This is a genomic window from Lacisediminimonas sp. (assembly GCF_030645335.1).
Lineage (GTDB): Bacteria > Pseudomonadota > Gammaproteobacteria > Burkholderiales > Burkholderiaceae_D > Lacisediminimonas.
The window spans coordinates 1-25,060 of sequence record NZ_JAUSNH010000064.1; the positions used below are offsets into that span (position 1 = coordinate 1).

The 25,060-nt window shown below is 64.1% G+C and carries 19 protein-coding genes; 13 read left to right on the forward strand and 6 right to left on the reverse strand.

Translation table 11 applies throughout. The features are described from left to right. Nucleotides 1-124: 124 nt before the first annotated feature. The 5 genes from Q7T64_RS04760 to Q7T64_RS04780 all read left to right on the forward strand — a co-directional run bounded on the left by Q7T64_RS04760 (nucleotide 125) and on the right by Q7T64_RS04780 (nucleotide 6,884). On the forward strand, nucleotides 125-1,165 hold the full coding sequence (locus tag Q7T64_RS04760; protein WP_304792020.1) for a 2,5-dihydroxypyridine 5,6-dioxygenase: 1,041 nt from the start codon (nucleotides 125-127) through the stop codon (nucleotides 1,163-1,165). Continuing rightward, entirely contained in the window at nucleotides 1,162-2,568 is a 1,407-nt protein-coding gene (locus Q7T64_RS04765) for a hypothetical protein (protein ID WP_304792023.1), read from the forward strand. The genes Q7T64_RS04760 and Q7T64_RS04765 overlap by 4 nt, the downstream gene beginning before the upstream one ends. A gap of 151 nt (nucleotides 2,569-2,719) precedes the next feature. After that, on the forward strand, nucleotides 2,720-4,978 hold the full coding sequence (locus Q7T64_RS04770) for a DUF3604 domain-containing protein (protein WP_304792026.1): 2,259 nt from the start codon (nucleotides 2,720-2,722) through the stop codon (nucleotides 4,976-4,978). A 124-nt stretch (nucleotides 4,979-5,102) separates the two neighbouring features. Next, on the forward strand, nucleotides 5,103-6,074 hold the full coding sequence (locus Q7T64_RS04775; protein ID WP_304792029.1) for a tripartite tricarboxylate transporter substrate binding protein: 972 nt from the start codon (nucleotides 5,103-5,105) through the stop codon (nucleotides 6,072-6,074). Nucleotides 6,075-6,083: 9 nt separating this feature from the next. Beyond that, nucleotides 6,084-6,884, forward strand: a complete 801-nt coding sequence (locus Q7T64_RS04780) for a phosphosulfolactate synthase (RefSeq protein WP_304792032.1) — start codon at nucleotides 6,084-6,086, stop codon at nucleotides 6,882-6,884. Between the two features lie 54 nt (nucleotides 6,885-6,938). Here the strand turns inward: Q7T64_RS04780 and Q7T64_RS04785 are convergent, their stop codons facing one another. Beyond that, on the reverse strand, nucleotides 6,939-8,534 hold the full coding sequence (locus Q7T64_RS04785; protein WP_304792035.1) for a GMC family oxidoreductase: 1,596 nt from the start codon (nucleotides 8,532-8,534) through the stop codon (nucleotides 6,939-6,941). A 73-nt stretch (nucleotides 8,535-8,607) separates the two neighbouring features. Between Q7T64_RS04785 and Q7T64_RS04790 the strand changes: the two genes are divergently transcribed. The 7 genes from Q7T64_RS04790 (at nucleotide 8,608) to Q7T64_RS04820 (ending at nucleotide 14,860) form a co-directional block, all read left to right on the forward strand. Further along, entirely contained in the window at nucleotides 8,608-9,333 is a 726-nt protein-coding gene (locus tag Q7T64_RS04790) for a GntR family transcriptional regulator (protein ID WP_304792038.1), read from the forward strand. Beyond that, nucleotides 9,330-10,538 carry a mandelate racemase/muconate lactonizing enzyme family protein gene (locus Q7T64_RS04795; protein ID WP_304792041.1) on the forward strand — a complete coding sequence of 403 codons (1,209 nt, stop codon included), beginning with the start codon at nucleotides 9,330-9,332 and terminating at the stop codon, nucleotides 10,536-10,538. Before Q7T64_RS04790 ends, Q7T64_RS04795 begins: the two co-directional genes overlap by 4 nt. 135 nt (nucleotides 10,539-10,673) lie before the next feature. Then, a complete protein-coding gene (locus Q7T64_RS04800) occupies nucleotides 10,674-11,504 on the forward strand; it encodes an ABC transporter permease (protein WP_304792044.1) in 831 nt (276 codons plus the stop codon). Continuing rightward, on the forward strand, nucleotides 11,501-12,340 hold the full coding sequence (locus tag Q7T64_RS04805; protein ID WP_304792047.1) for an ABC transporter ATP-binding protein: 840 nt from the start codon (nucleotides 11,501-11,503) through the stop codon (nucleotides 12,338-12,340). Before Q7T64_RS04800 ends, Q7T64_RS04805 begins: the two co-directional genes overlap by 4 nt. Nucleotides 12,341-12,396: 56 nt before the next feature. Further along, the gene (locus tag Q7T64_RS04810) at nucleotides 12,397-13,398 is read left to right on the forward strand and encodes an ABC transporter substrate-binding protein (RefSeq protein ID WP_304792050.1); all 1,002 of its coding nucleotides are present in this window, start codon (nucleotides 12,397-12,399) and stop codon (nucleotides 13,396-13,398) included. A gap of 8 nt (nucleotides 13,399-13,406) precedes the next feature. Further along, complete coding sequence (locus tag Q7T64_RS04815) at nucleotides 13,407-13,694, forward strand: UxaA family hydrolase (RefSeq protein WP_304792053.1); 288 nt, start codon at nucleotides 13,407-13,409, stop codon at nucleotides 13,692-13,694. 5 nt (nucleotides 13,695-13,699) lie between these two features. Next, the gene (locus Q7T64_RS04820) at nucleotides 13,700-14,860 is read left to right on the forward strand and encodes a UxaA family hydrolase (RefSeq protein WP_304792056.1); all 1,161 of its coding nucleotides are present in this window, start codon (nucleotides 13,700-13,702) and stop codon (nucleotides 14,858-14,860) included. A gap of 86 nt (nucleotides 14,861-14,946) precedes the next feature. Here the strand turns inward: Q7T64_RS04820 and Q7T64_RS04825 are convergent, their stop codons facing one another. The 5 genes from Q7T64_RS04825 to Q7T64_RS04845 form a co-directional block, all read right to left on the reverse strand. Further along, entirely contained in the window at nucleotides 14,947-16,542 is a 1,596-nt protein-coding gene (locus Q7T64_RS04825; protein ID WP_304792059.1) for a gamma-glutamyltransferase family protein, read from the reverse strand. An 87-nt stretch (nucleotides 16,543-16,629) separates the two neighbouring features. After that, nucleotides 16,630-20,214 (reverse strand): indolepyruvate ferredoxin oxidoreductase family protein, encoded by a 3,585-nt coding sequence (locus Q7T64_RS04830; RefSeq protein WP_304792062.1) that lies wholly within the window; start codon nucleotides 20,212-20,214, stop codon nucleotides 16,630-16,632. Between the two features lie 156 nt (nucleotides 20,215-20,370). Then, nucleotides 20,371-21,618, reverse strand: coding sequence for a multifunctional CCA addition/repair protein (locus Q7T64_RS04835; RefSeq protein WP_304792065.1), 1,248 nt, complete (start codon nucleotides 21,616-21,618; stop codon nucleotides 20,371-20,373). 7 nt (nucleotides 21,619-21,625) lie between these two features. Beyond that, nucleotides 21,626-22,342 (reverse strand): glutathione S-transferase family protein, encoded by a 717-nt coding sequence (locus tag Q7T64_RS04840; RefSeq protein WP_304792069.1) that lies wholly within the window; start codon nucleotides 22,340-22,342, stop codon nucleotides 21,626-21,628. Between the two features lie 86 nt (nucleotides 22,343-22,428). Further along, a complete protein-coding gene (locus Q7T64_RS04845) occupies nucleotides 22,429-24,372 on the reverse strand; it encodes a lytic transglycosylase domain-containing protein (protein WP_304792072.1) in 1,944 nt (647 codons plus the stop codon). A 114-nt stretch (nucleotides 24,373-24,486) separates the two neighbouring features. Between Q7T64_RS04845 and Q7T64_RS04850 the strand changes: the two genes are divergently transcribed. Beyond that, nucleotides 24,487-25,032 carry a 5-formyltetrahydrofolate cyclo-ligase gene (locus tag Q7T64_RS04850; protein WP_304792076.1) on the forward strand — a complete coding sequence of 182 codons (546 nt, stop codon included), beginning with the start codon at nucleotides 24,487-24,489 and terminating at the stop codon, nucleotides 25,030-25,032. The last annotated feature ends 28 nt before the right edge of the window (nucleotides 25,033-25,060 follow it).

Here is a 25,060-nt window from a genome sequence, read left to right on the forward strand (position 1 = left end):
TGGCAACTCGGCGACCCCGGCAGTACGATGATTGGATTGGCGCTCGGGCGCGCATGATTGCCAGCGGCAAGCGCCCCCATCAAGCCGGCCACAGCCACACACCAGGACAAGACAAGGAGACGACATGGCCACCACAGTAGCGTTGTTGAATGCATGGAAACAGTTGCTGACGCTGTGCAAGCTGAACGATCGCGAAAGCGTCGTGATACTGCTGGGCGACGAATCGCATCCCGATCACGTGGCGTCGGCAAAGCTGGCGCTCACCATGCTGGGCGCGCGCAGCATGACCCTGCAATTGGGCGAAACTTCGCTGGTGCGCATCGCCGGCGAAAGCACCGCCTACTATGCGCCCACCGGACTGACCGGCAACCTGCCTGCGCTGGAAGCGATGAAGCGCTGCGACCTGGTGATCGACCTGATGGGCATGTACCGCGGCTCGGAACAGGAAGAGATACTGGCCGCCGGCACCCGCATCATCCTGGTCAAGGAGCCGCCCGAAGTATTCCTGCGGCTGATGCCATCCGCCAGCGACCGCGAGCGGGTGCTGGCGGCCAGCGCCGTGCTGTCCAAAGCATCGACCATGCATGTGACTTCCGCTGCCGGCAGCGACCTGACGGTGCGCTTTGGCCAGTACAGCACGCTGGTGCAATACGGCTTTGCCGACGAGCCCGGACGCTGGGACCATTGCCCGAGCGCCTTCACCGCGCGCTGGCCGGATGAACGCTCGGCCAACGGCACCATCGTGCTGTCGCCCGGCGACACCATCCTGCCGTTCAAGTCGTATGTGCAGACACCGATCACGCTGAGCATCAAGGATGGCGCAATTTACGACATCGCCGGCGCACTGGACGCGCGCTACCTGCGCGACTACATGGCCACCTTTAACGATCCGGACGGCTATGCCGTGTCCCACCTTGGCTGGGGCCTGCACCGCAAGGCGAGCTGGACGGCGCTGGGCATGTATGACAAGCGCCAGACCAATGCGATGGATGCACGCTCGTTCTACGGCTCATTCATGTTCTCGACCGGCCCCAACGCCGAAGGCGGCGGCACCCGTCATACGCCCTGCCACCTCGACATACCGATGCTGGACTGCTCGGTCTGGGTCGACGGCGTGCAGATGGTCGACCAGGGCGACCTGGTGGCGGCGGACCAGCGCGGGTGAGCCTGGCCCGGCCATCGGTCCGGATTCCGGATGCGGCTGTGCGCCGCGCCCGCACTACGCTCTACTCGCTGCTGATCATTGCCTTCGTGCTGTTGCGGGTGTTCGGCCTGAAGGCAGCCGCACCGGCGCTGTCGGTGCTGACGATTGCCTCCATCCTGGTGTCGCTGCCGGCGCTGTCGCGCATTGCGCTGGGCTTGTCGCTGCTGTTCCTGGTCAGCGGCACTGCGATGTTGTGGTCGACCGGCATCACATTCACCGGCTACGTCGGCGCTTACGGCCAGATGGCGCACCTGGTTGCGCTGTTCTGCCTGGTGCCGATACTGGCCATTCCGGTCCGGCTGGGCGGCTATGGCGACGCCATTTCCACCGTATTGCGCGGCCGCGTGGGCAGCCTGTCGCGGCTGAACATGCTGATCACCAGCCTGGCCTATGTGTGCGGCTCGTTCATGACGATGGCGGCCATACCGATCATGATTTCCAGCTTGCGGCCAGTGGTGGAGCGCTACCCGCTGCGCGACCGCGTGCACTTCATTGCCACCAGCACGACTTGCGGCCACCTGATGTCCTTGCTGTGGTCGCCCGTGTCGGGCGTGCTGGCCGCCATCCTGACCGGCTTGCGGGTCAGCTGGTTCGACGTGGTGCCGGTGATGGTGCCACTGAGCATCGTGATCCTGGTCGTCAACTGGCTGCTGTTCCGCTTGCTTGAAAAAGGCAGTGGCGAGCCTTTGCCGCCAGTGGCGGACGCGCCCACGCCAATCCAGCTGGTGCAGGCCAGGAACCGCCTGTTGCAGCTCGGCCTGGTGATCGTGATGCTGGTGTTCGTGATGGTCGGGCTGGAGCAGCTGCTGCACCTGGGCCTGGTGACGGTGGTGGTGATTGCCTGTATCCCGTTCACCTTGGCCTGGAGCCTGCTGATTGGCCAGGCCCGTCCGTTCGTGCGCACGACGCTGCACGACATGAGCGTACGCATGCCGCGCATGGCGGAAATGTTTGCGATCTTCCTGTGTGGCGGATTTTTCGCCAGCGCACTGAACCTGTCGGGCTACGTGCATGAAGCCAATGTGGGCTTGCTGGCGCTGCGTGAAATGCTGGGCCCGCGTCCCTTCCTGATGGCGCTGCCGCTGGTGGCGCTGATGGGCTCGATGGTCGGCCTGCATCCGCTGGTGGCAATGGCGATCCTGGCTGAGGCGCTGAAACCGGAGGTGCTGGGCATTGCCCCGCACCACCTTGCCATCGCGCTCACCGGCGGTGCGCTGCTGACCTACATGCTCGGCCCCTTCGGCGGCACGCTGGGACTGGTCAGCACCTTCACCAATATGTCGACCTGGCGACTGTCGTGGTGGAACCTGCCCTATGGCATCAGCTATCTGCTGTTGCTGATGGGCGCGCTGTGGCTGATGTAATCATGCCCTGTAATGCGGCGGCAAACTTGCCGCGCAATGCACGCAGCGCCAGCGCCTGAACCGAGCGCAGCAAGTCGTCGCATCAGGCCGGATGCGACGACTGTATTCGCTTCTATAATGCTGCCACACCACCACCAATCCAGGAGCATCCATGCCACTTGCACGCTATAAAGCGCACCAGATGGGCAGTGCGACCATCGAACCAAAGGGCGCATTTGAAGCCGGCAGTTTTGAAAGCTTTACCCTGGTCTACACCGCCGGTTACTTTGGCATCGACGACACCGGTTCGATCAAGGTCGTACACCGCTTCGCCAGCGACATGGGCAAGCCACAGTTCACCGATCCGAAGGGATGGAACTACACCACCGTCGAGGCCAGCAATGGCGCGATCCTGCAAGTCGAGTACGACGGCAAGCGCAACATCCGGCCCTGGGACAAGACCCTGTTCGTGCGCGTGGTGCGTGGCTTCCTGCGCGAGGGCGACCAGCTGATCGTGCGCTTCGGCGACCGCCGCCAGGGCTCGCCGGGCATGCGGGTGCAGACATTTTCCGAGCCGACCTTTGAGTACAAGGTGCTGGTCGACGCTTTCGCCGCTTACGAATACACCGAGATCCTGGATTCGCCCACGATCGCCGTGGTGGCTGGCCCACCAGTGGCCTACAAGGCAGTACTGCCGACCTTGCGCCAGGTGGGCGAGCCGTTTCGTTTCGGCTTCAAGGGCGAGGACAAATGGGGCAATCCGAGCGAGCGCGTCAGTGGCCGCATCACGCTGCGCGCCAGCATTCCCGTACGCGGCCTGCCCCAAGCCATCGACCTGCAGCCCGGACAGCCGGCGCTGGTGCTCGAGAACCTGGTGGTCGACAAGCCCGGCGACCTCCGTATTGATGTGCTCCGCGATGGCGCAATCCTGGCCTCGTCCAACCCATGCCGGTTCACGCAGGACGCTGGCGTGCGCCACTATTGGGCTGATTTGCATGGCCAGTCGGAAGAAACGATAGGCACGAATTCTGCTCAGGACTTGATCGAGTTCGGGCGCAATGTCGCCTTTCTCGACGCCATGTCACACCAGGGCAACGACTTCCAGATCACGACCCCGTTCTGGCATGAACTGAACCGGCTGACCGCACAATATAACGAGGATGGACGCTTCATCATCTTCCCCGGCTATGAATGGTCGGGCAACACAGGACTAGGCGGTGACCGCAACGTGATGTACCTGAATGAAGGCCGGCCCATCCATCGCTCATCGCACGCGCTGGTCGAAGACCTGTCCGACGCCGACAGCGACGCCAACAGCGCCGACGACCTGTTCCAGGCGCTGCGCGATGAAGACGTGATCGTGTTCGCCCACGTCGGCGGACGCTACGCCGACATCGCCATTTCGCATGATGCCCGCATCGAACGCTCGGTCGAAGTGCATTCCGACTGGGGCACCTTTGAATGGTTGCTGGAGGACGCGCTGGACAAGGGCTACCGGGTCGGCATCCTGGCCAACAGCGACGGCCACAAGGGCCGGCATGGCGCCAGCTATCCCGGCGCATCCCTGTTTGGCGCCTATGGCGGGCTGAGTTGCCTGGTCGCGCCTGCGCTCACGCGCGCCGCACTGGCGGAAAGCCTGCGCAAGCGCCGGCATTACGCCACCACCGGCTGCCGCGCCGTGCTCGACCTGAAAGTGCAATTCACCGAAGACGCCACGATTTTTTCCGACGATCCCAAGCTCGGCCGTGCCGTCACCAGCCACAGCGCGCGCGAAGCCGAAATGGGCGACGTCGTGCAGTACGGCGGCAATGAAGCCTGGATCGAATTCGAGCTGCTGACAGAAGGCGCGATCGAATCGATCGAAATCCGCAACCGCATGGAGGTCGTCGAATGCCTGCGGCCTTACACCAAGTCTGATCTCGGCAGCCGCATCCGGATTGTCTGGGAGGGTTCGGAATATCGCGGCCGCGGCCGCCAGACGGTCTGGGACGGCAGCGCCACGCTGGACGGCAATGCCTTCATCGATCCCCGGCCGATCAACTTCCTGAACCTCGACAAGGAATTGCGGCAATCGGCGCCCGGCGTGCTGGACTGGGAATCGCTGACCACGGGCGGCTTTTCCGGCATCGACACCCGCCTGGCCGATCCGAAGCAGGGTACGCTGCACATCAATACGCCCTTGATCCAGGCCAGCCTGCAAGTGGCCGATATCGGGCTGCTGCCGACCCTGTTCGAAGCGGGCGGCATCAAGCGCCAGATGCAGGTTTACCGGCTACCGGACCAGAACCAGTGCCGCCACTACCGGGCCCGCATCAAGGTGCCGCTGCACCAGGGCAGCGACAACGCGGTGTACCTGCGCGCCACCACCGAAGACGGCTTTTTCATTTACTCCAGCCCGGTGTATGTTACGCGGGATGCAGGCAACAACTGAAGCGCTGCCGCCAGTGCGGCAGCGAAGGCAAGTGTGAATTTGTAGTCCCTGAACTTTGCAATGCGTGCGGTCCGGCCCCATCGGACCGTGCTTACGACACTATTCCTCACCTTGGGAGATTCACATGAAATCGCTGTTGAAGCTGGCCGTAGTCGCTTTCTCCGCACTCGTCACGGCAGGCGCTGCCGCGCAAGCCTTCCCCAACAAGCCGATCACGCTGGTGGTGCCCTTCGCCCCGGGCGGCGGACATGACGCTACCGCGCGCCTGCTGTCGATCCGCCTGTCCGAAAAAATGGGCCAGCAGGTGCTGGTGGTCAACAAGCCCGGCGCCAATGCAATGATCGGCGCGCAGTTCGTCGCGCAATCGGCGCCCGATGGTTATACGGTCCTGATCGGCTCGCCGGCGGAAACCGTCATCGCCCATCACATCTACAAGAACATGCAGTACGCGCCGCGCACCGACCTGGCGCCGGTGACGCTGGCGGCCACCACGCCGATCGCCTTCGTCGCCCATCCGTCGCTGGGCGTATCGACCCTGCCGGAACTGATCGCACTGGCAAAGCGCAGCCCCGGCAAGCTCAGCTACGGCTCGCCGGGCAATGGCAGCGTGCATCACCTGGTGGTCGAGATGCTGAAGATGCAGACCAAGATCGACTTGCTGCACGTGCCTTACAAGGGCGCCGGTCCGGCCACCAATGATGTGCTGGCCGGACAGATCCCGCTGGCCAGCGTCGGCATGGCGCCGGTCACGCCGCATATCGCTGCCGGCAAACTCAAGGCCTTGAACGCCTTCGATGAAAAGCGCCTGCCGTGGGATAAATCGCTGCCGATGGCAGCCGAAGTGTCGGGCCTGAAAGATGTCATCGGTGCGCAGTGGATGGGCATATTCGTGCGCGCCGGCACGCCGGCGGCAATCATCGAACGCCTCAACAGCGAATTCGCCGCTGTGCTGAAAACACCGGCCATGGCCGAGTCCTTGTTGAAGATTGGCGTACAGGCCGTCGGCAACAGCCCGCGCGAGTTCCTCGACTTTCTCGATGCGGAAGAAAAGAAATATTCCGCGGTCGTCCGGCTCACCGGCGTGACCGCAAACTAGGAGACACGGATGAACCAGCAGGACCCTTTTTCCTTCATTGCCTTGCCCGCCGGCCGTTCCATCGCCAAGCCGCGCAGCACCGGCATGACCATGATGATCGACGACGGCATGCCGCTGGCCAAGACGCGCGACGTGATCGAACTGGCCGGGGGCTATATCGACCTGGCCAAGATCAAGACCGGCACTGCGCGCCTGTATCCGCGCGCACTGTTGAAGGAAAAGCTCAGCCTGTACAAGGCCGCGCAGATCCGGCCTTTCATCGGCGGCCAGTTCCATGAATATGTATTCGCCATGCAGGGCGAGGCCGGGCTGGCGCCGTTCTATGCGGAAGCGCTGGAACTCGGCTTCGAGGCGATCGAGATTTCCGACAATGTGGTGCCCCTGACGGACGTGCAGCGACGCACCCAGATCCGCAATGCGGTGGCCGCCGGCCTGATCGTATTCGGCGAAGTCGGATCGAAGGAAACGCTCAGCAATCCCTCCTTGCTGATCGGCCAGGCCGAGCTGTGCCTGGAAGCCGGCGCGTCACTGGTGCTGGTGGAAGCGGCAGAACTGGTGGAGGGCGGCAAGCTGCGCCAGCATGTGATCGACCTGCTGGCCGGCGCGCTCGACATGTCGAAGGTAATGATCGAATTGCCGGGGCCGTGGATCGACGGCGTGCACCTGTGCGACATAGAACGGATGAAGCGCGAGCTGTTCGGTGCTCTGGGCGTCGGACTCAATATTGCCAACGTCGCGGCCGATACGCTGATCGATACCGAGGCAACCCGCCTGGGCCTGGGTACGGCCGGGCCACCCAAGAATAGCTAGAACACCAGGTCATCGGGTGCGGCAGCGCTGGCCTTGCCACGCCGGCAGTCCGGCTTAATTCCCCAACAGCAATGCAGCGCCCTTCTCGGCAATCATGATGGTCGGCGCATTGGTATTGGCCGAACTCACTTGCGGCATGGCTGACGCATCGATCACCCGCAAGGAGCGCATGCCGCGCACCCGCAATTGCGGATCGAGCGGCGCGTCGCCATCGCCCATGCGGCAGGTGCAGGACGGATGGAATACGGTGCCGCCCTTGGCGCGCGCGAATTGCTCGATTTCCTGGTCGCTGCCGGCAACCCCGCCAGGAAAGTACTCGTCTGCCACCAGGTCGCGGAACGCCGGCTGCGCATAAATCTCGCGCAATATCTTCAGTCCGGCGACCAGCACCTTGATGTCGTGCGGCGCGGTCAGGTAATTGGTGACGATGCGCGGCGGCTGCAACGGGTCCGACGAGCGCAAGCCAACCCGTCCGTTCGAGTCCGGCCGGCATTGCGCGGCCGAGGCAGAAAATCCGGAGAAGCGGTGCAAGGGATCGCCCGGCCGGTCGACCGACAGCGGCATCACGTTGAACAGCACATCGGCGCGCTGGTCGCGCGCGTGTTCGGTGCGCACCAATCCACCGACCTGGCCGGCGCCCACCGTAAGCGGCCCGCGCTGGCCGAACAGCCATTGCGCGCCCATCTGCGCCAGCTTGAACGGATTGCGGATGTCGTCGTTCAGGGACATGCGCTCCTTGAGCCGCACGATCACGCGCGCCTGGTAGTGGTCCTGCAAGTTGCCGCCGACCTCGGGCGCATGCAGGCGCACCGGCACGCCGGCCTGCTTCAATTCATTTTCCGGGCCGATGCCCGATAGCTGCAGTATTTGCGGCGTCTGCAAGGCGCCGGCGGCGACGATCACTTCACCATCGCAGGCCGCGCTTTTTACCTGGCTATCCTGCAGCCATTCGACACCGCTGGCGCGATCGCCGTCGAACAGCAGCCTTGTCACATGCGCACCGGTCACCACCGTCAGGTTCGCGCGCTGCAGGATCGGGAACAGGAAAGCGTCCGCCGCCGAACTGCGCCAATGTCCCTTGAGTGTTAACTGGTAGGGGCCCACGCCATCGTCCTTCGCACCATTGAAGTCGGGATTGCCGGCATAGCCCAGTTGCTGCGCCGCCTGTAGCCATTTGGCGCAATACGGATGGTCGTTGCGCAAATCCGACACGCCCAGCTCACCGTCCTTGCCGTGATAGTCACTGTCGGCACCGCTATAGCGCTCCGAGCGCTTGAAGTAGGGCAGCACGCTGTCGTAATCCCAGCCCTGCGCGCCCAGGCGCACCCAGTCGCCGTAGTCCTCGCGCTGGCCGCGGATGTAAATCAGGCCATTGATCGCGCTTGATCCGCCCAGGATGCGGCCGCGCGGCCAGACGATGCGCCGGTTCGCCGTTTCCGGCTGCGGCTCGGTCTCGAATTGCCAGGAAAAGCGGGGATCGACAATGCTGCGGAAATAACCCACCGGCAAGCGCAACCAGAAATGCCGGCTGCGCCCGCCCGCTTCAATCAGCAATACCCGCGTGCGAGAATCGGCGCTCAAGCGATTGGCCAGCAGGCAACCGGCAGAGCCGGCGCCAACGATGATGTAGTCGTATCCCGCTGATGTCATGGCCGGCCGCTGTTGTTGTTAGGTAAGTGGTTCTATGGTACTGTTGACTAGACCTTTGGTCAATTTCCCTCTCATGTTCAACGCCTCGCCCATTCCGCGCTATGTCCAGCTCTCGGACCTGTTCCGCCAGCGTGTTGCGCGCGGCACCTGGCCGATCGGCACCCGCATACCCACGCTGGAACAGATCGTCGCGGAATTCGGCGTATCGCGCATGACGGCGCGCCAGGCGGTCGACGTGCTTTCGCGCGAGGGGCTGCTCACGCCCGAGCGCGGACGCGGCACCTTTGTCAGCGGCGCACCGCCCGACACGCCGTGGCTGAAGATGGAAACCAGCCTGGCCAAACTGGCCGAGGTCTATCGCGACACGCTGCCGACCATCCTCAATATCGAGCCGGTCAGTTCGCCGCCGCCGCTGACGCCGGCCGACGGCACGCCGGCGGCTGCCTACATGCAAATGCGACGGGTGCACACCAAGGACGAGCGCGCCTACAACGTCATTTCGATTTTCCTTGCGCGCGACCTGTTCGACCTCGCGCCCGAACGTTTTCGCAATGAAACCGTGGTCTCGGTGCTGCAGGACCTGGCCGCCGTGCACGCCGTCAAAATCGCCCGCGCCTGGCAGACCCTGACCATCTCGACGGCTGACGTCGACGTCGCTGCCCATCTGAACATTCCGATCAATAGCCCTGTGGCCGATGTGCGGCGCGTATTTTGCGACGACAGCGGCCGGGTGATCTACCTGAGCCTGATCACTTACCGCGGCGATTTCATCCGGCTGGAAATGGATCTCAAGCCATGACACAAGAACACGACCACGCCGCACCCGCCAGCCCGGTGCCGGTTCCTGCCGCGCCGGCATTGCCCGACGCCGCCAGCACCATGTGCATTGCCAACGTGGAAGCCTTCGTGTTCCGCGCGCCCTGCGCCATGCCGGTACGCACTGCATTTGGCGTGATGCACGATCGCCCAGCCGTGCTGGTGCGCGTGCGCGATACGGACGGCGTCGAAGGCTGGGGCGAAGTGTGGTGCAACTTCCCGGGCGTGGGGGCGGAACACCGGGCGCGGCTGCTGGCCAGCGTGCTGGCGCCGATGCTGCAGGGTGCGCAGATTGCGCAGCCGGCGCAAGCCACGGCCGAGCTTGAACGACGCACGGCCATCCTCGCCATCCAGTGCGGCGAGCCCGGTCCGCTGGCGCAAGTGCTGGCCGGCGTCGACCAGGCGCTGTGGGACCTGGCGGCGCGGCGCGCCAGGCTGCCATTGTGGCGGCTGCTGGGCGGCAGCAGCCCGACCATTGGCGCCTATGCCAGCGGCCTGGGGCCGGCCGGCGCCACCCAGGCCGCGCTGGCGCACCAGGCCATGGGTTACCGCGCCTTCAAGCTCAAGGTCGGCTTCAATCCGCAAGACGACAGCGACAACCTGCGCGCCCTGCGCCTGGCGCTGGGCGACGATGCGCGGCTGATGGTCGACGCCAACCAGGGCTGGAGCCGCGAGCAGGCGCTGCAGGCTTGCCCGCGCCTGGCCGAGTCCGGCCTGGACTGGATAGAAGAGCCATTGCGCGCGGATGCGCCGCAGGCACACTGGCGCGAAGTGGCGACGTCCACCACGGTCGCGCTGGCGGCAGGCGAAAACATCATGGGAATCGACCACTTCGGGCAAGCGATTGCGTCGGGCCAGCTCGGTGTGCTGCAACCGGACGTCGCCAAGTGGGGCGGCATCAGCCACTGCCTGCCGGTGGCGCAGATGGCGTTGGCGGCCGGCTTGCGCTATTGCCCGCACTACCTGGGCGCCGGCGTCGGCCTGGCGATGTCGGCCCACCTGCTGGCTGCGGCTGGCGGCGACGGAATGCTGGAGGTCGACAGCAATCCCAATCCGCTGCGCGAGATGCTGTGGCCGACGCTGGCCGGACTGCGCGACGGCCGCATCAGCCTGGGCGAGGAAGCCGGGATCGGCGCGCCGCCGGAACTGGGCGCACTGGAAGAGTTCGCAGTACCGTTTGGCTACTGAATTGCACTGGCACGACCGGTGCATGGCGACGCAAGCCGCGATCAACAGGCAGGCAAAAGCTGGCCTGGGTAATTTGGAAAGCCCGGACAAAAAAGACGGTTACCACTAAAAGCTAAAAAGTCGGAGACAAGCAAGATGAGCACTGCAATCAAGCCGGACGCGCCAGCACCGGCGCGCCCTTCAGGCACACGGCAAGCCTTGCGCCGCATCACGACCATGGTGGTGCCGTGGGCGACGCTGATCGGCATCTGGTACCTGATCAAGTTTTCCGGCCTGGTCGAGTCGCAATTGTTGCCGACCCCGGCGGCGGTGCTGAGCCAGTTCTGGGTCTCGCTGACGACCGAGAGATTATGGGTCGACATGATGCTGTCGACGCGCCGGGTTGCGCTGGGCCTGCTGTTTGGCATGATGCTGGCGGTGCCGGTCGGTTTCCTGGTCGGCTGGTACCGGCCGGTACGGCGCTTCGTCGATCCGCTGATCAATTTCTTCCGCGCGCTGCCGCCGATTGCGTTGATCCCGCTGGTGATCGTGTATCTCGGAATCGGCGAAGTGGCACGGGTCTCGATCCTGTTCTATGCCTCATTCTTTGCGGCCGTGATCGTGATGTATGAAGGGATGGCGCAGATCAGCCCGGTCTACATCCGCGTGTCACGCACGCTGGGCGCGACCGACGCTGAAATATTCTTCAATGTGATGGTGCCGCTGACGGTGCCGCACATGCTAACGGCATTGCGCGTCGCGCTCGGCGTGTCGTGGGCCACGCTGGTCGCATCCGAACTGGTGGCCGCACAGAACGGGCTGGGTGCACGCATACAGACTGCATCCAACTTCTTCAACCTGGAAGTGATCTACATGGGCATCATCTGCATCGGAGCAATTGCGCTATTGATGGACATGCTGCTGCGCGCAGTGTCGCGCCGCATGCTGGCATGGCAGGACCGCCTGAACGAAGGAGCCGAAGCATGAGCGCCAACATCCAGCCCGACAACGGCGCCACGCCGCGCCTGGTGTTCGACAATGTGTCGATGAGCTTCAATACCCCCAAGGGACTGATGCGCGTGGTCGACCAGGTCAGCTTTGCCGTGAACCAGGGCGAATTCGTGGCCCTGGTCGGACCATCCGGTTGCGGCAAGACCACGCTGCTCAACATGGCGGCCGGCTTCCTGAAGCCAACCGAGGGTCAGGTGCTGCTGGACGGCAAACCGATCAGCGGCCCGGGACCGGACCGCGGCGTGATTTTCCAGGAATACGGCGTATTTCCCTGGCTGACGGTGGCGCAGAACGTCGCATTCGGCCTGCGGCTGCGCGCCAACCGGCGCTACAGCGCCGACCGTGATGAAATCGTCGCGCGCTACCTGCGCCTGATGGGACTGTCCGACTTTGCCGACGCCTATCCAAAGACCTTGTCCGGCGGCATGCGCCAACGCCTGGCCATCGCGCGCGCTTACGCGGTCAAGCCGGAATTCCTGTTCATGGACGAGCCGTTCGGCGCACTCGACGCCCAGACCCGCAGCGCAATGCAGGACTTGCTGCTGCAAGTGCTGCAGGACGAAGGCAAGACGGTCATGATGATCACGCACTCGGTGGAGGAAGCGATCTACCTCGCCAACCGGGTCGTGATCATTTCGGCGCGACCATCGCGCATTCGCCGCATCATCGACATCCCGCTGCCCTTTCCGCGCAATCAGAAAGTGCATGAAAGCCCCGAGTTCGGACATCTGCGTAGTGAGATCCATACGCTGGTGATGGAGGAGTACGCCGCACAGCAACGACAGAACGCGGCGGCGCGTGTGGAGGCCTGACGGCATCCGCTTTTGAATTTGGCAACAACAACAGCAACAACAACAGGAGACAAAGAATGAAACGTCGTGACTTGCTGAAGGCCGCCGGCATTGCTACTGCCGCGTCGGCACTGGGTTTCCCCGCAATCGCACGCTCGCAAGCGCCGCTGCGGGTGGGCTATGTCAACACGCTGGCCGTGAATGCGCAAATGTGGCTGGCGGAATCGCTCGGCTATTTCAAGCGCGAGAAGCTACCCAATGTGCAATACACCATGTTCAATACCGGACCGGAACTGTTCCAGGCGCTGGTCGGCGGCAGCCTTGACGTGCTGTCCACTGGCGCGGTGCTGTCGAATTTCCCGGCACGCGGCCAGGGCAAGGCTTTCCTGATCAACAGTGTCGAGTACGCCACGGCCCAGTTGTGGGTGCACCCGGACATGGGCATCAACAGTTTTGCCGACTTGAAGGGCAAGCAGATCGCCACCACCATGGGCACCACGGCGCATGTATTCCTGCATCGCGCGCTGGCGGCCAACAATATCAATTCGCTCAAGGATGTGCAGGTGGTAAACCAGCGCATGCCGGACGCGGTGACCGCCTTCATTTCGAAGGCAGTGCCAGCAGTTGCGCTTTGGGTGCCGTTCAACCTGCAAGTGCGCAGCCGCGCACCCGGCGCCAAGATGCTGGTGGATGCATCCAAGTATTATCCGCAGGCCGCCATCGTCGGCGGTTGGGCCGCACGCAATGACTTTTACGAGAAGCAGCGTCCGACACTGCATTCACTGGCGCGGGCATGGAGCTCGGCCAATGATTACCTGATCGCCAAACCGGACGAGGCGGTCGCCCTGATCCAGAAGGAGCGCTTCCAGGGCGTGCCGCTGGCAGACCTGCAGGAACAGTACAAGGCGTCCAAACTGTTTTCGACCAAGGACTGGATCAATATGTACAAGGACGGCACGGTGGCAAAGTGGCTCGACCAGGTGACCGACTTCAACGTCGAGATCGGTGCGATGAAAAATCCGCTGAAGGCGGCCACCTACTTTGACGCCACAGTATTGCCACAAGCAATGGGAGCGTAATGGCAGGCATGACGACGAACGGGGGCACGCAACCGGGCCACGCCATGCAAGGCGATGGCCGCAAGCATGTCGTGGTCGACCAGCGGGATAATGTCGCCACGCTGCTGGATGCTGCGCTCACAGTCGCATCGCTGGCCGGTGGTGCACCCTGCGCCACCGGCATTCCTTTCGGGCACAAGGTCGCATTGCGGGCGATTGCCCAGGGCGAGGCCGTGATCAAATACGGCGTCGCCATCGGCAGCGCCACCCGCGCCATCGCCGCCGGCGAGCATGTCCACATCCACAACTGCAGTTGAAGCGCATGCCACCATTTTCTTTTGCCGGATATCGCCGGGCCGACGGCCGCATCGGCATCCGTAACCACTTGCTGGTGCTGTCCACGCTGGCGCTGACCAACCGGCTGGCCGAACTGTCGGCTGCCGGCAGTGCCGACGTGCTGCTGGTCGCCACCGATTTCCAGCGCGGCTTGCGCGGACGCGATGCGCAGATGCAGGAGCGCGTGATCCGCGGCCTGCTGACGCATCCCAATACCGGCGGCGCGGTGATTTTCGTGCATGACACGCCGGCGCGCGAACGCTTCCTGGCATTGGCGGCGGCGCTGGGCCGGCCGGTGCAGGTGGTGGCCTTCATGGAAGGGCACGGCATGGCCGATTCGGTACGGCGCGGCGCCGACGCCATCGCCGCCGTGCGCCAGAACATGACGCGCCAGCCGGACACCAGCGGCGGCCTGGGCGACCTGACGCTGGCGCTGGAATGCGGCGGCTCGGACCCGACCAGTGCTGTGTGCGCCAACCCGACCATCGGCGCGCTGGTGGACAGCGTGGTTGCCGCGGGCGGCCGCGCAATCGTCAGCGAGACCGCCGAATTCATCGGCGCCGAGCCGGTGGTTCTGGCGCGTGCCGCCGCGCCCGCCATCGGCCAGCAAGTCCTGCAGGCAATCGCGCGCTGCGAACAAATGATGCAGGCCGACGGCGAAGACTATCGCGGCGTCAATCCGACCCCGGAAAACATCGCCGGCGGCCTGACCACCCTGATTGAAAAAAGCATGGGCGCGGTCGCCAAATGCGGTGCTTCGCCAATTGCCGGCTTCCTGGACTTTGCGGAAACGCCGCAAGGTCCGGGGCTGTACTTCATGGACACGCCGTTTTTCAGCCCGGTGTCGATCACCGGCATGGTCTGCGCCGGCGCGCAATTGACGCTATTTGCGATCGGCGTGTTCAACCCGTCCGGCAACCCGGTTGCCCCTACCGTAAAAATATGCGGCAATCCGCAAACGCTGCGCGACTGGCCCGACGTGGTCGATGTGGATGTGTCGATGCTGGTCGAAGGAAAAGGCCGCTTGCCCGAAGCGCATGCACGGCTGGCGCAACGGGTGCAGTCAATCTGCAACGGCGAACAAAGCTGGACCGAAAAGTGGCGCGAGGGCCAGGTGCTGGGAATACGCAGCTTGCCGGCGCTGTAGCCGGCCAGTCAGCAAGTCAGTACCCACACACGGCAGAGGCATCAGCCGGCTTGCGGTCCGTCATGCCAGACCTATGAGCGCGCGCCTCAGAAAGCCGACACCATCCCGTCGGAACGCGGATCGGCTGCACCTTCCAGCAAACCATCCGGATGCCGCACCAGCGCGCCGGCATGGCCGACCGTTTCGTCGTACTCCCCCAGCATTTCCACGTCATGGCCGCGCAGGCGCAATTCGTCGACCACCTCGGACGGGAAGCGTTGTTCCAGTTTCAGCGAGTCGGTGCTCTGGCCCCAGGTCCGTCCCAGCAACCAGCGCGGCGCGCTGACGGCCGTTTGCAGCGGCTGGCCAAACACCACATGACGGGTAAACACGGCCGCCTGCGTTTGCGGCTGGCCATCCCCGCCCATCGTGCCGTACACCATGACCCTGCCGTCCTTGAGCCTGGCAGCGGCGGGATTGAGGGTGTGGAAGGGCTTCTTGCCCGGCACCAGCGCCAGCAAGGCCTTCTCGTCCAGGCTGAACGAGGCGCCGCGATTCTGCCAGTTGATGCCGGTGCGCGGCAACACCACGCCGCTGCCGAACTCGTGATAAATGCTCTGGATGAACGACACTGCCATGCCGTCCTGGTCGATGGCGCCCATCCAGATGGTGTCACCCGGGCCGCGGCCCTTTCCCCACGGTGCAGCTTGCGCCGGGTCGATGCGGCGCGCCAGCGTATCCAGGTCTTGCGCTGCGAGCAGCGACTGCGCCAGTACCTGCATATGGGCAGGGTCGGTCAGGTGCTTGTCGCGCAGACCGAAAGCCAGCTTGGTGGCTTCGACCACCAGGTGGACATGATCGGCGCTGTCGGCCTCTACCGTTGACAGGCCGGCGCGGTCCAGCAGGCCCAGGATCGCCAGCGATATCACGCCCTGGGTCGGCGGCGTCATGTTGTACAGGTCGCCGGCGGAATGGTCCAGGTGCAGCGGCACTTTGCGGGCGGCGGCGTAGCGCTGCAAATCTTCCCGGCCCACCAGCGATCCGACGTCGGCCAGGTCCTGCGCAATGTCGGCGGCCAGCGCGCCGCGATAATAACTGTCGAGTCCGTCTGCGACCAGCCGCTCCAGCGTTTTTGCCATGCGCGGCTGCAGGAAGCGCTGGCCGGCCAGCGGCAATGCGCCGTTGATCAGGAACTGCTGCGCAAATCCGGGCTGATCCTTGAGTTCGGGCAGCTTGTTGCGGGTGGCGAGTTCCTGGCTGCGGGTGACCGGCACACCATTGCGCGCATAGCCGATGGCGTCGCGCAGCAAGCGCGATAGCGGCAGCTTGCCGCCGAACTCGGCGGCAAGCCCTTGCGCGCAATGCCAGCCGCCGATGGTGCCGGCTACCGTATTGGCGGCCAGGGGGCCGCGGATCGGGATCGCCGCGCAGCCACGCTCCTTGTAGGCGGCGATGCTGGCCGCCAACGCAGCCGGACCACAGGCGTCAATCGCTATCGGTTCGCCACCGGGCGGCACGATTATCCAGAAACTGTCGCCGCCAATGCCGTTCATGTGCGGATAGACCACCGCAATGCTGGCGGCAGCCGCAATCATGGCCTCGATGGCGTTGCCGCCTTCACGCATGACGGCGGTGGCGGATTGAGCGGCCAGGTGATGCGGGGCGACGGCCATTGCGCCGTATGAACGGGGAGTATTGATCATGCTGGGCAGTGTGCGGTGGGTCAGTCGGTTCGTGGATCAAATAACCATGAAAAAAACGTATATCACAGCTCGGCCCGGCTTGGCCAATCAAGCCGCATGCAAATCGCTCCCTTCCCCCTTGTCCAGTCGAGCCAGTATCCTCGATTGCTTCTCCAGCGCACCAGCCAGGGTCCGTTGCTTGACATGCCCGAACCCGCGAATATCCTCGGGAATACTGGCCAGGGCGACCATATCGGCCAGCTTGGCCGCCGACAAGGCCGGCAGCATCCGCTCGATCGTGCTGCGATAGTTGACCACCAGCGCGCGCTCGGTCCGGCGTTCTTCGGTGTAGCCAAAGACATCCAGCACGGTGCCGCGCAAGAAGCGCATGGCCGCCAGGGCGCGAAACGCCTTCATCATCCACGGTCCATATTCTTTCTTTTGCAGATGCCCGTTCGCATCGCGCTTGGCCAGGAGCGGCGGCGCAAGATGGAACCTGATCTTGTAGTCACCCTCGAACATGGCGGCGATTTTCGCTTCGAAGCCGGTATTGGCATGCAGGCGCGCCACTTCGTATTCATCCTTGTACGCCATCAGCTTGAACAGGTACTTCGCCACCGCCTCGCTCAGCCGCAGCGAGCGTCCCGGCTCGCCCAATGCCAGCTCAGCCTGGCGCACACGGTCAACCAGGCCGCGATACTGCCGGGCGTAAGCGGCATCCTGGTACGCAAGCAGAAAACGTTCGCGCGTCGCAATCACGTCCTCAAGACCAGGCGAGCGCCTGAATTCGATTACCTGCGCCGGCACATTCGCCTGGGCGATACGCTCCACCGCCGGCAAGTCATGCGCCGCAACCCGGCCCCAATGAAAGGATTGCTGGTTGAATTCGACCGACACATCGTTCAACACGATGGCCCTGGCAATCGCCGCCTCCGACAAGGGCAGCCAACCCTTCTGCCACGCATATCCCAACATGAACATGTTGGTGGCAATGCTGTCGCCCATCAGGGCCGTGGCCAGTCGCGTGGCGTCCAGGAAGTCAGCCTGCCCGCTGCCGCAGGCGCGCTCGATCTCGGCGCGGGCCGGCTGCGCCGGGAATTGCCAGTCGGGATTGCGCACGAAAGCCGCCGTCGGCGTGCCATGCGAATTGATTGCGGCCCGGGTGCGCTGCTCCCCCATGCGCGACACGGCGTCGCGGCTGGCGGCAACGATCAGGTCACAACCGATGACGAGGTCAGCCGCGCCGGTGCCCACACGGGTCGCATGCAGATCTTCGGGATGCTCGGCCAGCCGCACATGCGACAGCACCGGCCCGCCTTTTTGCGCCAGGCCGCTCATGTCGAGCACGCTGCAAGCGCGTCCTTCCACATGCGCTGCCATCGCAATGATCTGGCCGACCGTGATCACGCCGGTGCCGCCAATGCCCGTCACCAGGATGCCAAAACCGCGAGCTTGCCCCTGCAAGGATGGCAATTGCGGATGCGGCAAGGCGCCGTTGAAGTCGCCAGGCAGCGCACGCGCTGTCTCCGGCTTTTTCGGCTTGCGCAGGCTGCCGCCTTCCACCGTGACGAAGCTGGGGCAAAAACCATTGACGCAAGAAAAATCCTTGTTGCAGGAGGATTGGTTGATCTGGCGTTTGCGGCCAAATTCCGTCTCCAGCGGCTCCACGGACAGGCAGTTGGATTGCACGCTGCAGTCGCCGCAGCCTTCGCAGACCAGTTCATTGATTACGGCGCGCCTGGCGGGATCCGGATAGGCATCGCGCTTGCGCCGGCGGCGCTTTTCCGATGCGCAAGTCTGGTCATAAATCATGGCCGATGTGCCCGGGCACTCGCGCAGTTCGCGCTGGACCAGATCGAGCTCGCTGCGATGGCGCACGGTGACGCCCGGCGCCCAGTCGGTGCCGGCCGGATACTTGTCCGGCTCGTCGGTAACGACGACGATGGGCGCCACGCCCTCGGCCGCAAGCTGGCGCGAAATCATCGCCGGGTCGAGCGGCCCGTCGACATGCTGGCCGCCGGTCATGGCCACCGCGTCGTTGTACAAGACCTTGTAGGTAATGTTCACTTTGGCGGCGACGGCGGCGCGAATGGCCAGCAGGCCCGAATGGTAATAAGTGCCATCACCGAGGTTGGCGAACACATGCTTTTCGCTGGTGAAAGGCGCATTGCCGATCCAGCTCGCGCCTTCTGCGCCCATGTGGGTGAAGGTTGCCGTCTCGCGATCCATCCACAGCGCCATGTAATGGCAGCCAATGCCGGCCAGCGCGCGGCTGCCTTCGGGCACCTTGGTCGATGTATTGTGCGGACAACCCGAGCAGAAATGCGGGATGCGATCCTTTTCGGGGTCGGGCTTGCGGGCGACCTGCACCGCCTCTTTGGCCTCCAGCCAACTGCTGCGTTCACGGATGCGCCCGGCAGCAGGATGGCCGGCGAAATAGCGCTCGATGCGGCTGGCAATCGCCCGCGCAATCTGGGTCGGATTGAGTTCATAGGTGGCCGGCAGCAACCAGTGGCCATGTCCTTCGCGCCGGGTGTTGCTCCATTCGCCGGTGTCGTCGAACTTGCCGACCACGCGCGGGCGCACGTCGTCGCGCCAGTTGTAGAGTTCTTCCTTGAGCTGGTACTCCAGGATCTGGCGCTTCTCCTCGACCACCAGGATTTCTTCCAGTCCCTGGGCGAATTCGCGCACGCCTTGCGCTTCCAGCGGCCAGGTCATGCCGACCTTGTACAGGCGGATGCCGATATCGCGCGCGATCGCCTCGTCGATGCCGAGATCGGCCAGCGCCTGGCGCGTATCGAGCCAGGATTTGCCGGCAGTGATGATGCCGAAGCGCGCATGCGGGCTGTCCCAGATCACGCGATTGAGCTTGTTGGCGCGCGCATAGGCCAGCGCGGCATACCACTTGTGGTTGTTCATCCGCGCTTCCTGCTCCAGCGCGGCGTCTGGCCAGCGTATGTTCAGTCCGCCCGCCGGCAGCACAAAGTCATCCGGCATGGCGATCTGCACCCGATCGGGATCGACCTGCACGGTGGCGCCGGACTCCACCACGTCGGTGACGCATTTCATTGCCACCCACAGCCCGGTGTAACGGCTCATCGCCCAGCCATGCAGGCCGTAGTCCAGGTACTCCTGCACGGATGACGGATACAGCACCGGAATGCCGCAGGCCTTCAGGATATGTTCGCTCTGGTGCGCCGCTGTCGACGACTTGGCGGCATGGTCATCGCCGCAGGCAAGCAGTACGCCGCCATGCGGCGCGGTGCCGGCCATATTGGCGTGCTTGAATACATCGCCGCAACGGTCAACGCCGGGGCCCTTGCCATACCACAGCGAAAACACGCCGTCGTATTGCGCGCCGGGAAACAGATTGACTTGCTGGGTGCCCCAGATGCTGGTGGCGGCGAGATCCTCGTTGACGCCCGGCTGGAAGCGGACGTGATGCGCCGCCAGGTGGCGCTGCGCCTTTTGCGCAGTCATGTCGACGCTGCCCAGGGGCGAGCCGCGGTAGCCGCTGATGAAGCCGGCGGTATTGAGGCCGGCAGCCTGGTCGCGCTGGCGCTGCAACATCGGCAGCCGGATCAGCGCCTGGGTGCCGGTAATGAAAACCCGGCCGCGCTCCAGGGTGTACTTGTCGTCGAGCGAAATGTCGCGGCTGGCGGCGTCAAGCGCCGCTGGTGCAGGTGCGTTCATGCTGTCTCCGTCCAAAAATTTTGTCTTTGGTGCGATTTCATCATCGCCTTTGTCGCAGCCGTCGGACGTCCTTGTGAGACAGTCGATGACTGTTGTTTGTTACGTTAGCATATCCCGCCGCCGCCGTTGCCGCTGGGTTGCCGCCGACGGCCAAATCTAATCGTCATCCGGCCGCGCGGCTTGCCAGGCCGGCGTGATTGCCGCCACCCGGGCCTGCCGGATCGCCTCCGGAATGCGCTGTGCCTGGTCGGGATAACGACTGGCGGTCTCGCTGGCAATTTGGCCGGCGGGTACCGCACGCGCCGCCTGCAATGCCTGCAATAAATACGCTGCCTGTGGAAATGGTCGTTGCCCGAAACCGCTGCGGCCGCGATAGTCGCACTCGCACGCGCGCAACATCTGTTCGAAGCGCTGCGGCTTGCGAAAGGCATCGCAACGCTCGAACAGGCGCAGCATGGTGTCCGGGCGCAATTCCAGCGCGCGCCCGATATTGCCGTGTTCGCGCGCCGTCATCAGCGCCAGGTCGCGGGCGTCGTTGGGCACCTTCAAGCGCTGGCAAACCTGCTCCACCAGGCGCACGCTGTGCGCTTCATGCCCGTGGTGGCGCGGCCATTCGGCGGGCGGCGTAACACCCTTGCCGAGATCATGGGTCAGCGCGGCGAAGCGCACTTCCATCGGCTCGCCCCGCTGCGCGGCCAGGTCGAGCACCATCATCACGTGCACGCCGGTATCGATTTCAGGATGATGCACTGCCGATTGCGGCACGCCCCACAGGCAGTCCAGCTCCGGCAGGATGCGCGCCAGCGCGCCGCACTCGCGCAGCACGTCGAACATGCGCGAGGGCTTTTGCTCCATCAGGCCACGCGCCAGTTCCTGCCAGACGCGCTCCGGCACCAGGGCGTCGACTTCGCCGGCGGCCACCATCTGCCGCATCAGCGCATTGGTTTGCGCGGCAACGCTGAAGTCGGCAAAGCGCGCTGCAAAGCGCGCGACCCGCAAGATACGCACCGGATCTTCGACGAACGCCGGTGATACATGACGGAATACGCGCGCGGCAAGGTCGGCACGGCCATTGAAAGGATCGACGATGCTGCCGTCCTCATTGCGCGCCATTGCATTGATGGTCAGGTCGCGCCGCGCGAGATCCTGCTCCAGCGTGACGTCGGGCGCGGCCTGGAACAGGAAGCCGGCATAGCCCGGCGCGGTCTTGCGCTCGGTACGGGCCAGTGCATATTCTTCATTGGTCTGCGGGTGCAGGAATACCGGGAAATCACGGCCCACCGGACGAAAGCCGGCTTCCATCATTTCCTGCGGCGTGGCGCCGACCACGACATGGTCATGGTCCTTCACCGGCAGCCCGAGCAAGGCATCGCGCACTGCGCCGCCGACGACATACGTCTTCATGCCCGGCTCATTGGGCGTTGTCGTATTTCGGGATGGCTTCGGTTTCAGCGTGCGCCTGCGCCACCCATAGCGCAACGGCCGGATGCTCCGCTACCCGTTCCACATACGCCTGCAATGCTGGCGCCAGCGCGACGTCATAGGTCAGGAAACGCATCACCACCGGCGCATAAAACGCGTCCGCGATGGAAAAGTCCCCAAACAGGAAACCGCGATGGCCGAAACCGGACAGACATTGCTCCCATATCTCGCAAATGCGCCCGATGTCGGCCTGTGCATCGGGCGTGCGCCCCTTTCCGGGCCGCGAAGCGCGGATGTTCATGCTCATGTCGTGCCGCAGTCCCGAAAAACTGGCATGCATCTCGGCGCAGATCGAACGCGCAGTGGCGCGCGCGCGCAAGTCGCGCGGCCACATGCCGTGCCGCGGAAATTGCTCGGCAAGGTATTCGCAGATCGCCAGCGAATCCCAGATGGCATGTCCGTCGGCAATCAGCACCGGCACCCGGCCGGACGGCGAGTAAAGGGCGATCTGCTGGTAGGTATCGGGCCGGTCCAGGCAAATGCGGATTTCTTCAAATGGAATATCGAAAGCCGTCAGCGCGACCCAGGGCCGCATCGACCATGACGAGTAATTCTTGTTGGCAATGACGAGCTGCAAATGGCCCGGCCCCGTACTCGCGGCCACAGCCAGTGCAGCGGTCATCGATTCCAGTTCAGTGTCCTGCATGTCTTTTGTCGCCAGGTGTGGTCAGCGTGCGCAGGCCAATCGAGATCGACGAAGGTCAACGATTCTCTGCCGTGCGCTTGCCGGGTTCATGGACGGGCGTCTGCCAGCGTAGGCTCGATGTATCCCTTGGGCGCAACCGATCCGAGGCGCTCGCGCAGCGACTGCGGCCTGCCCTCGAACAGCGCAGCATAATAAGTCGCGTTGGACAATACGTTCTTGACGTAGTTGCGGGTCTCGGTAAAGGGAATGGTCTCGGCAAACACGGCGCCTTCCACCGTGCGCGACAGCGTCGAACGCCATGCGCGCGGGCGGCCCGGCCCGGCATTGTAGGCAGCGGTGGCCATTGCCTGCGAACCCTCAAGATCGGTCAGCACCATGTTCAGGTAACTGGTGCCGAGCACGATATTGGTCCCGATATCGTTGACCCGCGAATGGTGGAAGTCCTGCATGCCGATCTTGCGTGCAACGAACTTTGCGGTGGCCGGCATCAATTGCATCAGCCCCGATGCGCCCACATGCGAACGCGCCGACAGGATGAAACGGGATTCCTGCCGAATCAGGCCGTAGACCCAGGCCTTGTCCAGGTTCAGCGATTGCGTCGCCTTGTGCATCTGCTCGCTGAACGGCGAAGGAAAGCGCTGGGTGAAATCAAACTCCGTACGAGTCCGATCCGAGGTGTTGACCATGCGGTCCAGCAAGTTGCTGCGGCGGGCAAATTCGGCGGCAGCCAGGACCTGGCGGTCGTTCATCTTGCGCAATTGCCAGTTCCATTCGCGATAGCCCTCGAAGCGCAGGTTCATCTCCAGCAACTTGATGGCGCGCTTGAAACCGGGATTGGCGGCCATGGCATTGATTTCATCCTCGCTGGCCAGCGTGGCCTGCGGCGGCACGCTGATGCGCAGGCCCAGCTCTTCGGTCGCCAGTTGGCCATAGAAATTCATCTGGCTGGAAATCGACTTGAATGCCGCTTGCGCTTCTGCGGAGCGGCCATCCACTTTCAGCGCGCGGCCTTTCCAGTACACCCAGGCATTGTCGTTTTGCAGGGACGACGGCATGGCGTCGATCGCATCGCGCATCAGCTTCCAGTCGCCGGCGCGCAATGCGGAGCGGGCTTTCCATTGGTGGCCATCCAGCGACAGTGGCGCCTTCCCGGCACGACGCCAGTACTCGGCCGCATTCGGCGCTGCTTTCAATGAAGCCTGTAGGGCGATTTGCGCCCAGCCCTGCGCTTGCTCGGCAGCACTGAGCCTGGGCGCGGTGCGCTCCAATGCCTGCACCGCCTGCTCGAGTCCGCCAGCGGCGAGCCGGCCCAGCGCCACCAGGAACAGCTCACGCGAGCCGCGATCAGGCCCGACCCGGCCGATCACCAGCCCCGGCCGTTCCAGCGCCTGGACCACGGCAGATTCCGGCATCCCGGGGTGCGCACCCAGCCGGCGCGCCAGGTTGGAATAATTGGCTTCGCCGGCCAGCCGGACCTGGGCCCAGATGTCGTCGGCCTTGAACTGGCCGTTCTGCGCCAGCGCGGCAACCAGCGCCGGACAGGCTTCGCCATAAGTCTTGGGCGTGGTCAGCAACTGGCGCGCTGCGGCGGCGACGTCCTCGCCTTTTTGCGCCTGCGACATCAGCGCATAGCACTTGAGCTGGGTGTCGTCGTCGAGGATGAACTGCGGATATTGTTCATCGAAAGTCGCCCAGTCGCGGTTGGCGCCCAGCAGCAGCAGCCAGTCGTTGCGCAGGCGGTCGCCAATCGCGGTGCCGGCATGGCGCGCCAGGTAATCGCGGATTTCCCCTTGCGATGCGCCGGCCAGCCGCGTTTTCAGTTGGTAATACTCGACATACGAGGGGATCGGATACTGCGCCAGACGGGACGCCAGGTCGGCGGCGCGGACGGCGTCGCCACGGCGGGCTGCGTCGCGCAGGGACAGGAAGTTCTCGTCATCACCGCCGGACTGGGCCAAGGCGACGGAAGACATGGCCAGCGCACCGAGCGCGGCCGCCATCAACTGGTAAAAAATCGTCCTGGCTCGCATGGTAATAGGCCCTTCCCTGAAGCAACACATTGTTCGTCTAGAATAGCACGCACGCTGATGACTTCCACCAGCAAAAGCCGGCATCCGCCGCATGGTTGAGTGTGCTTTTGAATCATGTCAAATAAAACAGACCTGCGGGTCAGCTTGCTGATGCAGCGCCGCGCAATGTCGCCGGATTCCCGGGCCGGCATGGACCGTGCAATGTGCGACGCCGTCCTGGCCTGGTGCAAGTCTCATTCGCCCACCGTGCTGGGGGTGTACATGCCGATGCGGGGCGAGCCCGACCTGGCCGCGGCCTATGCGCAACTGATCCGGGACGGGATGCAACTGGCGCTGCCGGTAGTGGTGCAGCGGGACGCGCCACTGGTATTTGCCGCCTGGACCCCGGGCCAGCCAACGACGCGCGACCTGGCCGGTGCGCAGGTACCGGCGCCGCCGCAGCAGTTGGTCGAGCCGGACACGCTGCTGATCCCATGCCTTGGATACAGCAGGGCGCGCTATCGGCTTGGTTATGGCGCGGGATATTACGACCGGACGCTGGCCGAACGGCCACAGGTTCACTCAATCGGCATTGCCTGGGCAGGCAGCGAAGTCGAATTCGCGCCGGACAGCTACGATTTGCCGATGCAGGCCGTCATTACTGAAGCCGGACTGCGCTAAACGCAAGCGGCGCGCCAAACGCCGATCT

Coding starts and splice junctions, on each gene's coding strand:
- Q7T64_RS04800 (WP_304792044.1), top strand. CDS start 10,674: ATGAGCACTGCAATCAAGCCGGACGCGCCAGCACCGGCGCGCCCTTCA.
- Q7T64_RS04785 (WP_304792035.1), bottom strand. CDS start 8,534: ATGACATCAGCGGGATACGACTACATCATCGTTGGCGCCGGCTCTGCC.
- Q7T64_RS04815 (WP_304792053.1), top strand. CDS start 13,407: ATGACGACGAACGGGGGCACGCAACCGGGCCACGCCATGCAAGGCGAT.
- Q7T64_RS04795 (WP_304792041.1), top strand. CDS start 9,330: ATGACACAAGAACACGACCACGCCGCACCCGCCAGCCCGGTGCCGGTT.
- Q7T64_RS04840 (WP_304792069.1), bottom strand. CDS start 22,342: ATGCAGGACACTGAACTGGAATCGATGACCGCTGCACTGGCTGTGGCC.
- Q7T64_RS04830 (WP_304792062.1), bottom strand. CDS start 20,214: ATGAACGCACCTGCACCAGCGGCGCTTGACGCCGCCAGCCGCGACATT.
- Q7T64_RS04790 (WP_304792038.1), top strand. CDS start 8,608: ATGTTCAACGCCTCGCCCATTCCGCGCTATGTCCAGCTCTCGGACCTG.
- Q7T64_RS04775 (WP_304792029.1), top strand. CDS start 5,103: ATGAAATCGCTGTTGAAGCTGGCCGTAGTCGCTTTCTCCGCACTCGTC.
- Q7T64_RS04835 (WP_304792065.1), bottom strand. CDS start 21,618: ATGAAGACGTATGTCGTCGGCGGCGCAGTGCGCGATGCCTTGCTCGGG.
- Q7T64_RS04825 (WP_304792059.1), bottom strand. CDS start 16,542: ATGATCAATACTCCCCGTTCATACGGCGCAATGGCCGTCGCCCCGCAT.
- Q7T64_RS04850 (WP_304792076.1), top strand. CDS start 24,487: ATGTCAAATAAAACAGACCTGCGGGTCAGCTTGCTGATGCAGCGCCGC.
- Q7T64_RS04810 (WP_304792050.1), top strand. CDS start 12,397: ATGAAACGTCGTGACTTGCTGAAGGCCGCCGGCATTGCTACTGCCGCG.
- Q7T64_RS04805 (WP_304792047.1), top strand. CDS start 11,501: ATGAGCGCCAACATCCAGCCCGACAACGGCGCCACGCCGCGCCTGGTG.
- Q7T64_RS04780 (WP_304792032.1), top strand. CDS start 6,084: ATGAACCAGCAGGACCCTTTTTCCTTCATTGCCTTGCCCGCCGGCCGT.
- Q7T64_RS04760 (WP_304792020.1), top strand. CDS start 125: ATGGCCACCACAGTAGCGTTGTTGAATGCATGGAAACAGTTGCTGACG.
- Q7T64_RS04770 (WP_304792026.1), top strand. CDS start 2,720: ATGCCACTTGCACGCTATAAAGCGCACCAGATGGGCAGTGCGACCATC.
- Q7T64_RS04845 (WP_304792072.1), bottom strand. CDS start 24,372: ATGCGAGCCAGGACGATTTTTTACCAGTTGATGGCGGCCGCGCTCGGT.
- Q7T64_RS04820 (WP_304792056.1), top strand. CDS start 13,700: ATGCCACCATTTTCTTTTGCCGGATATCGCCGGGCCGACGGCCGCATC.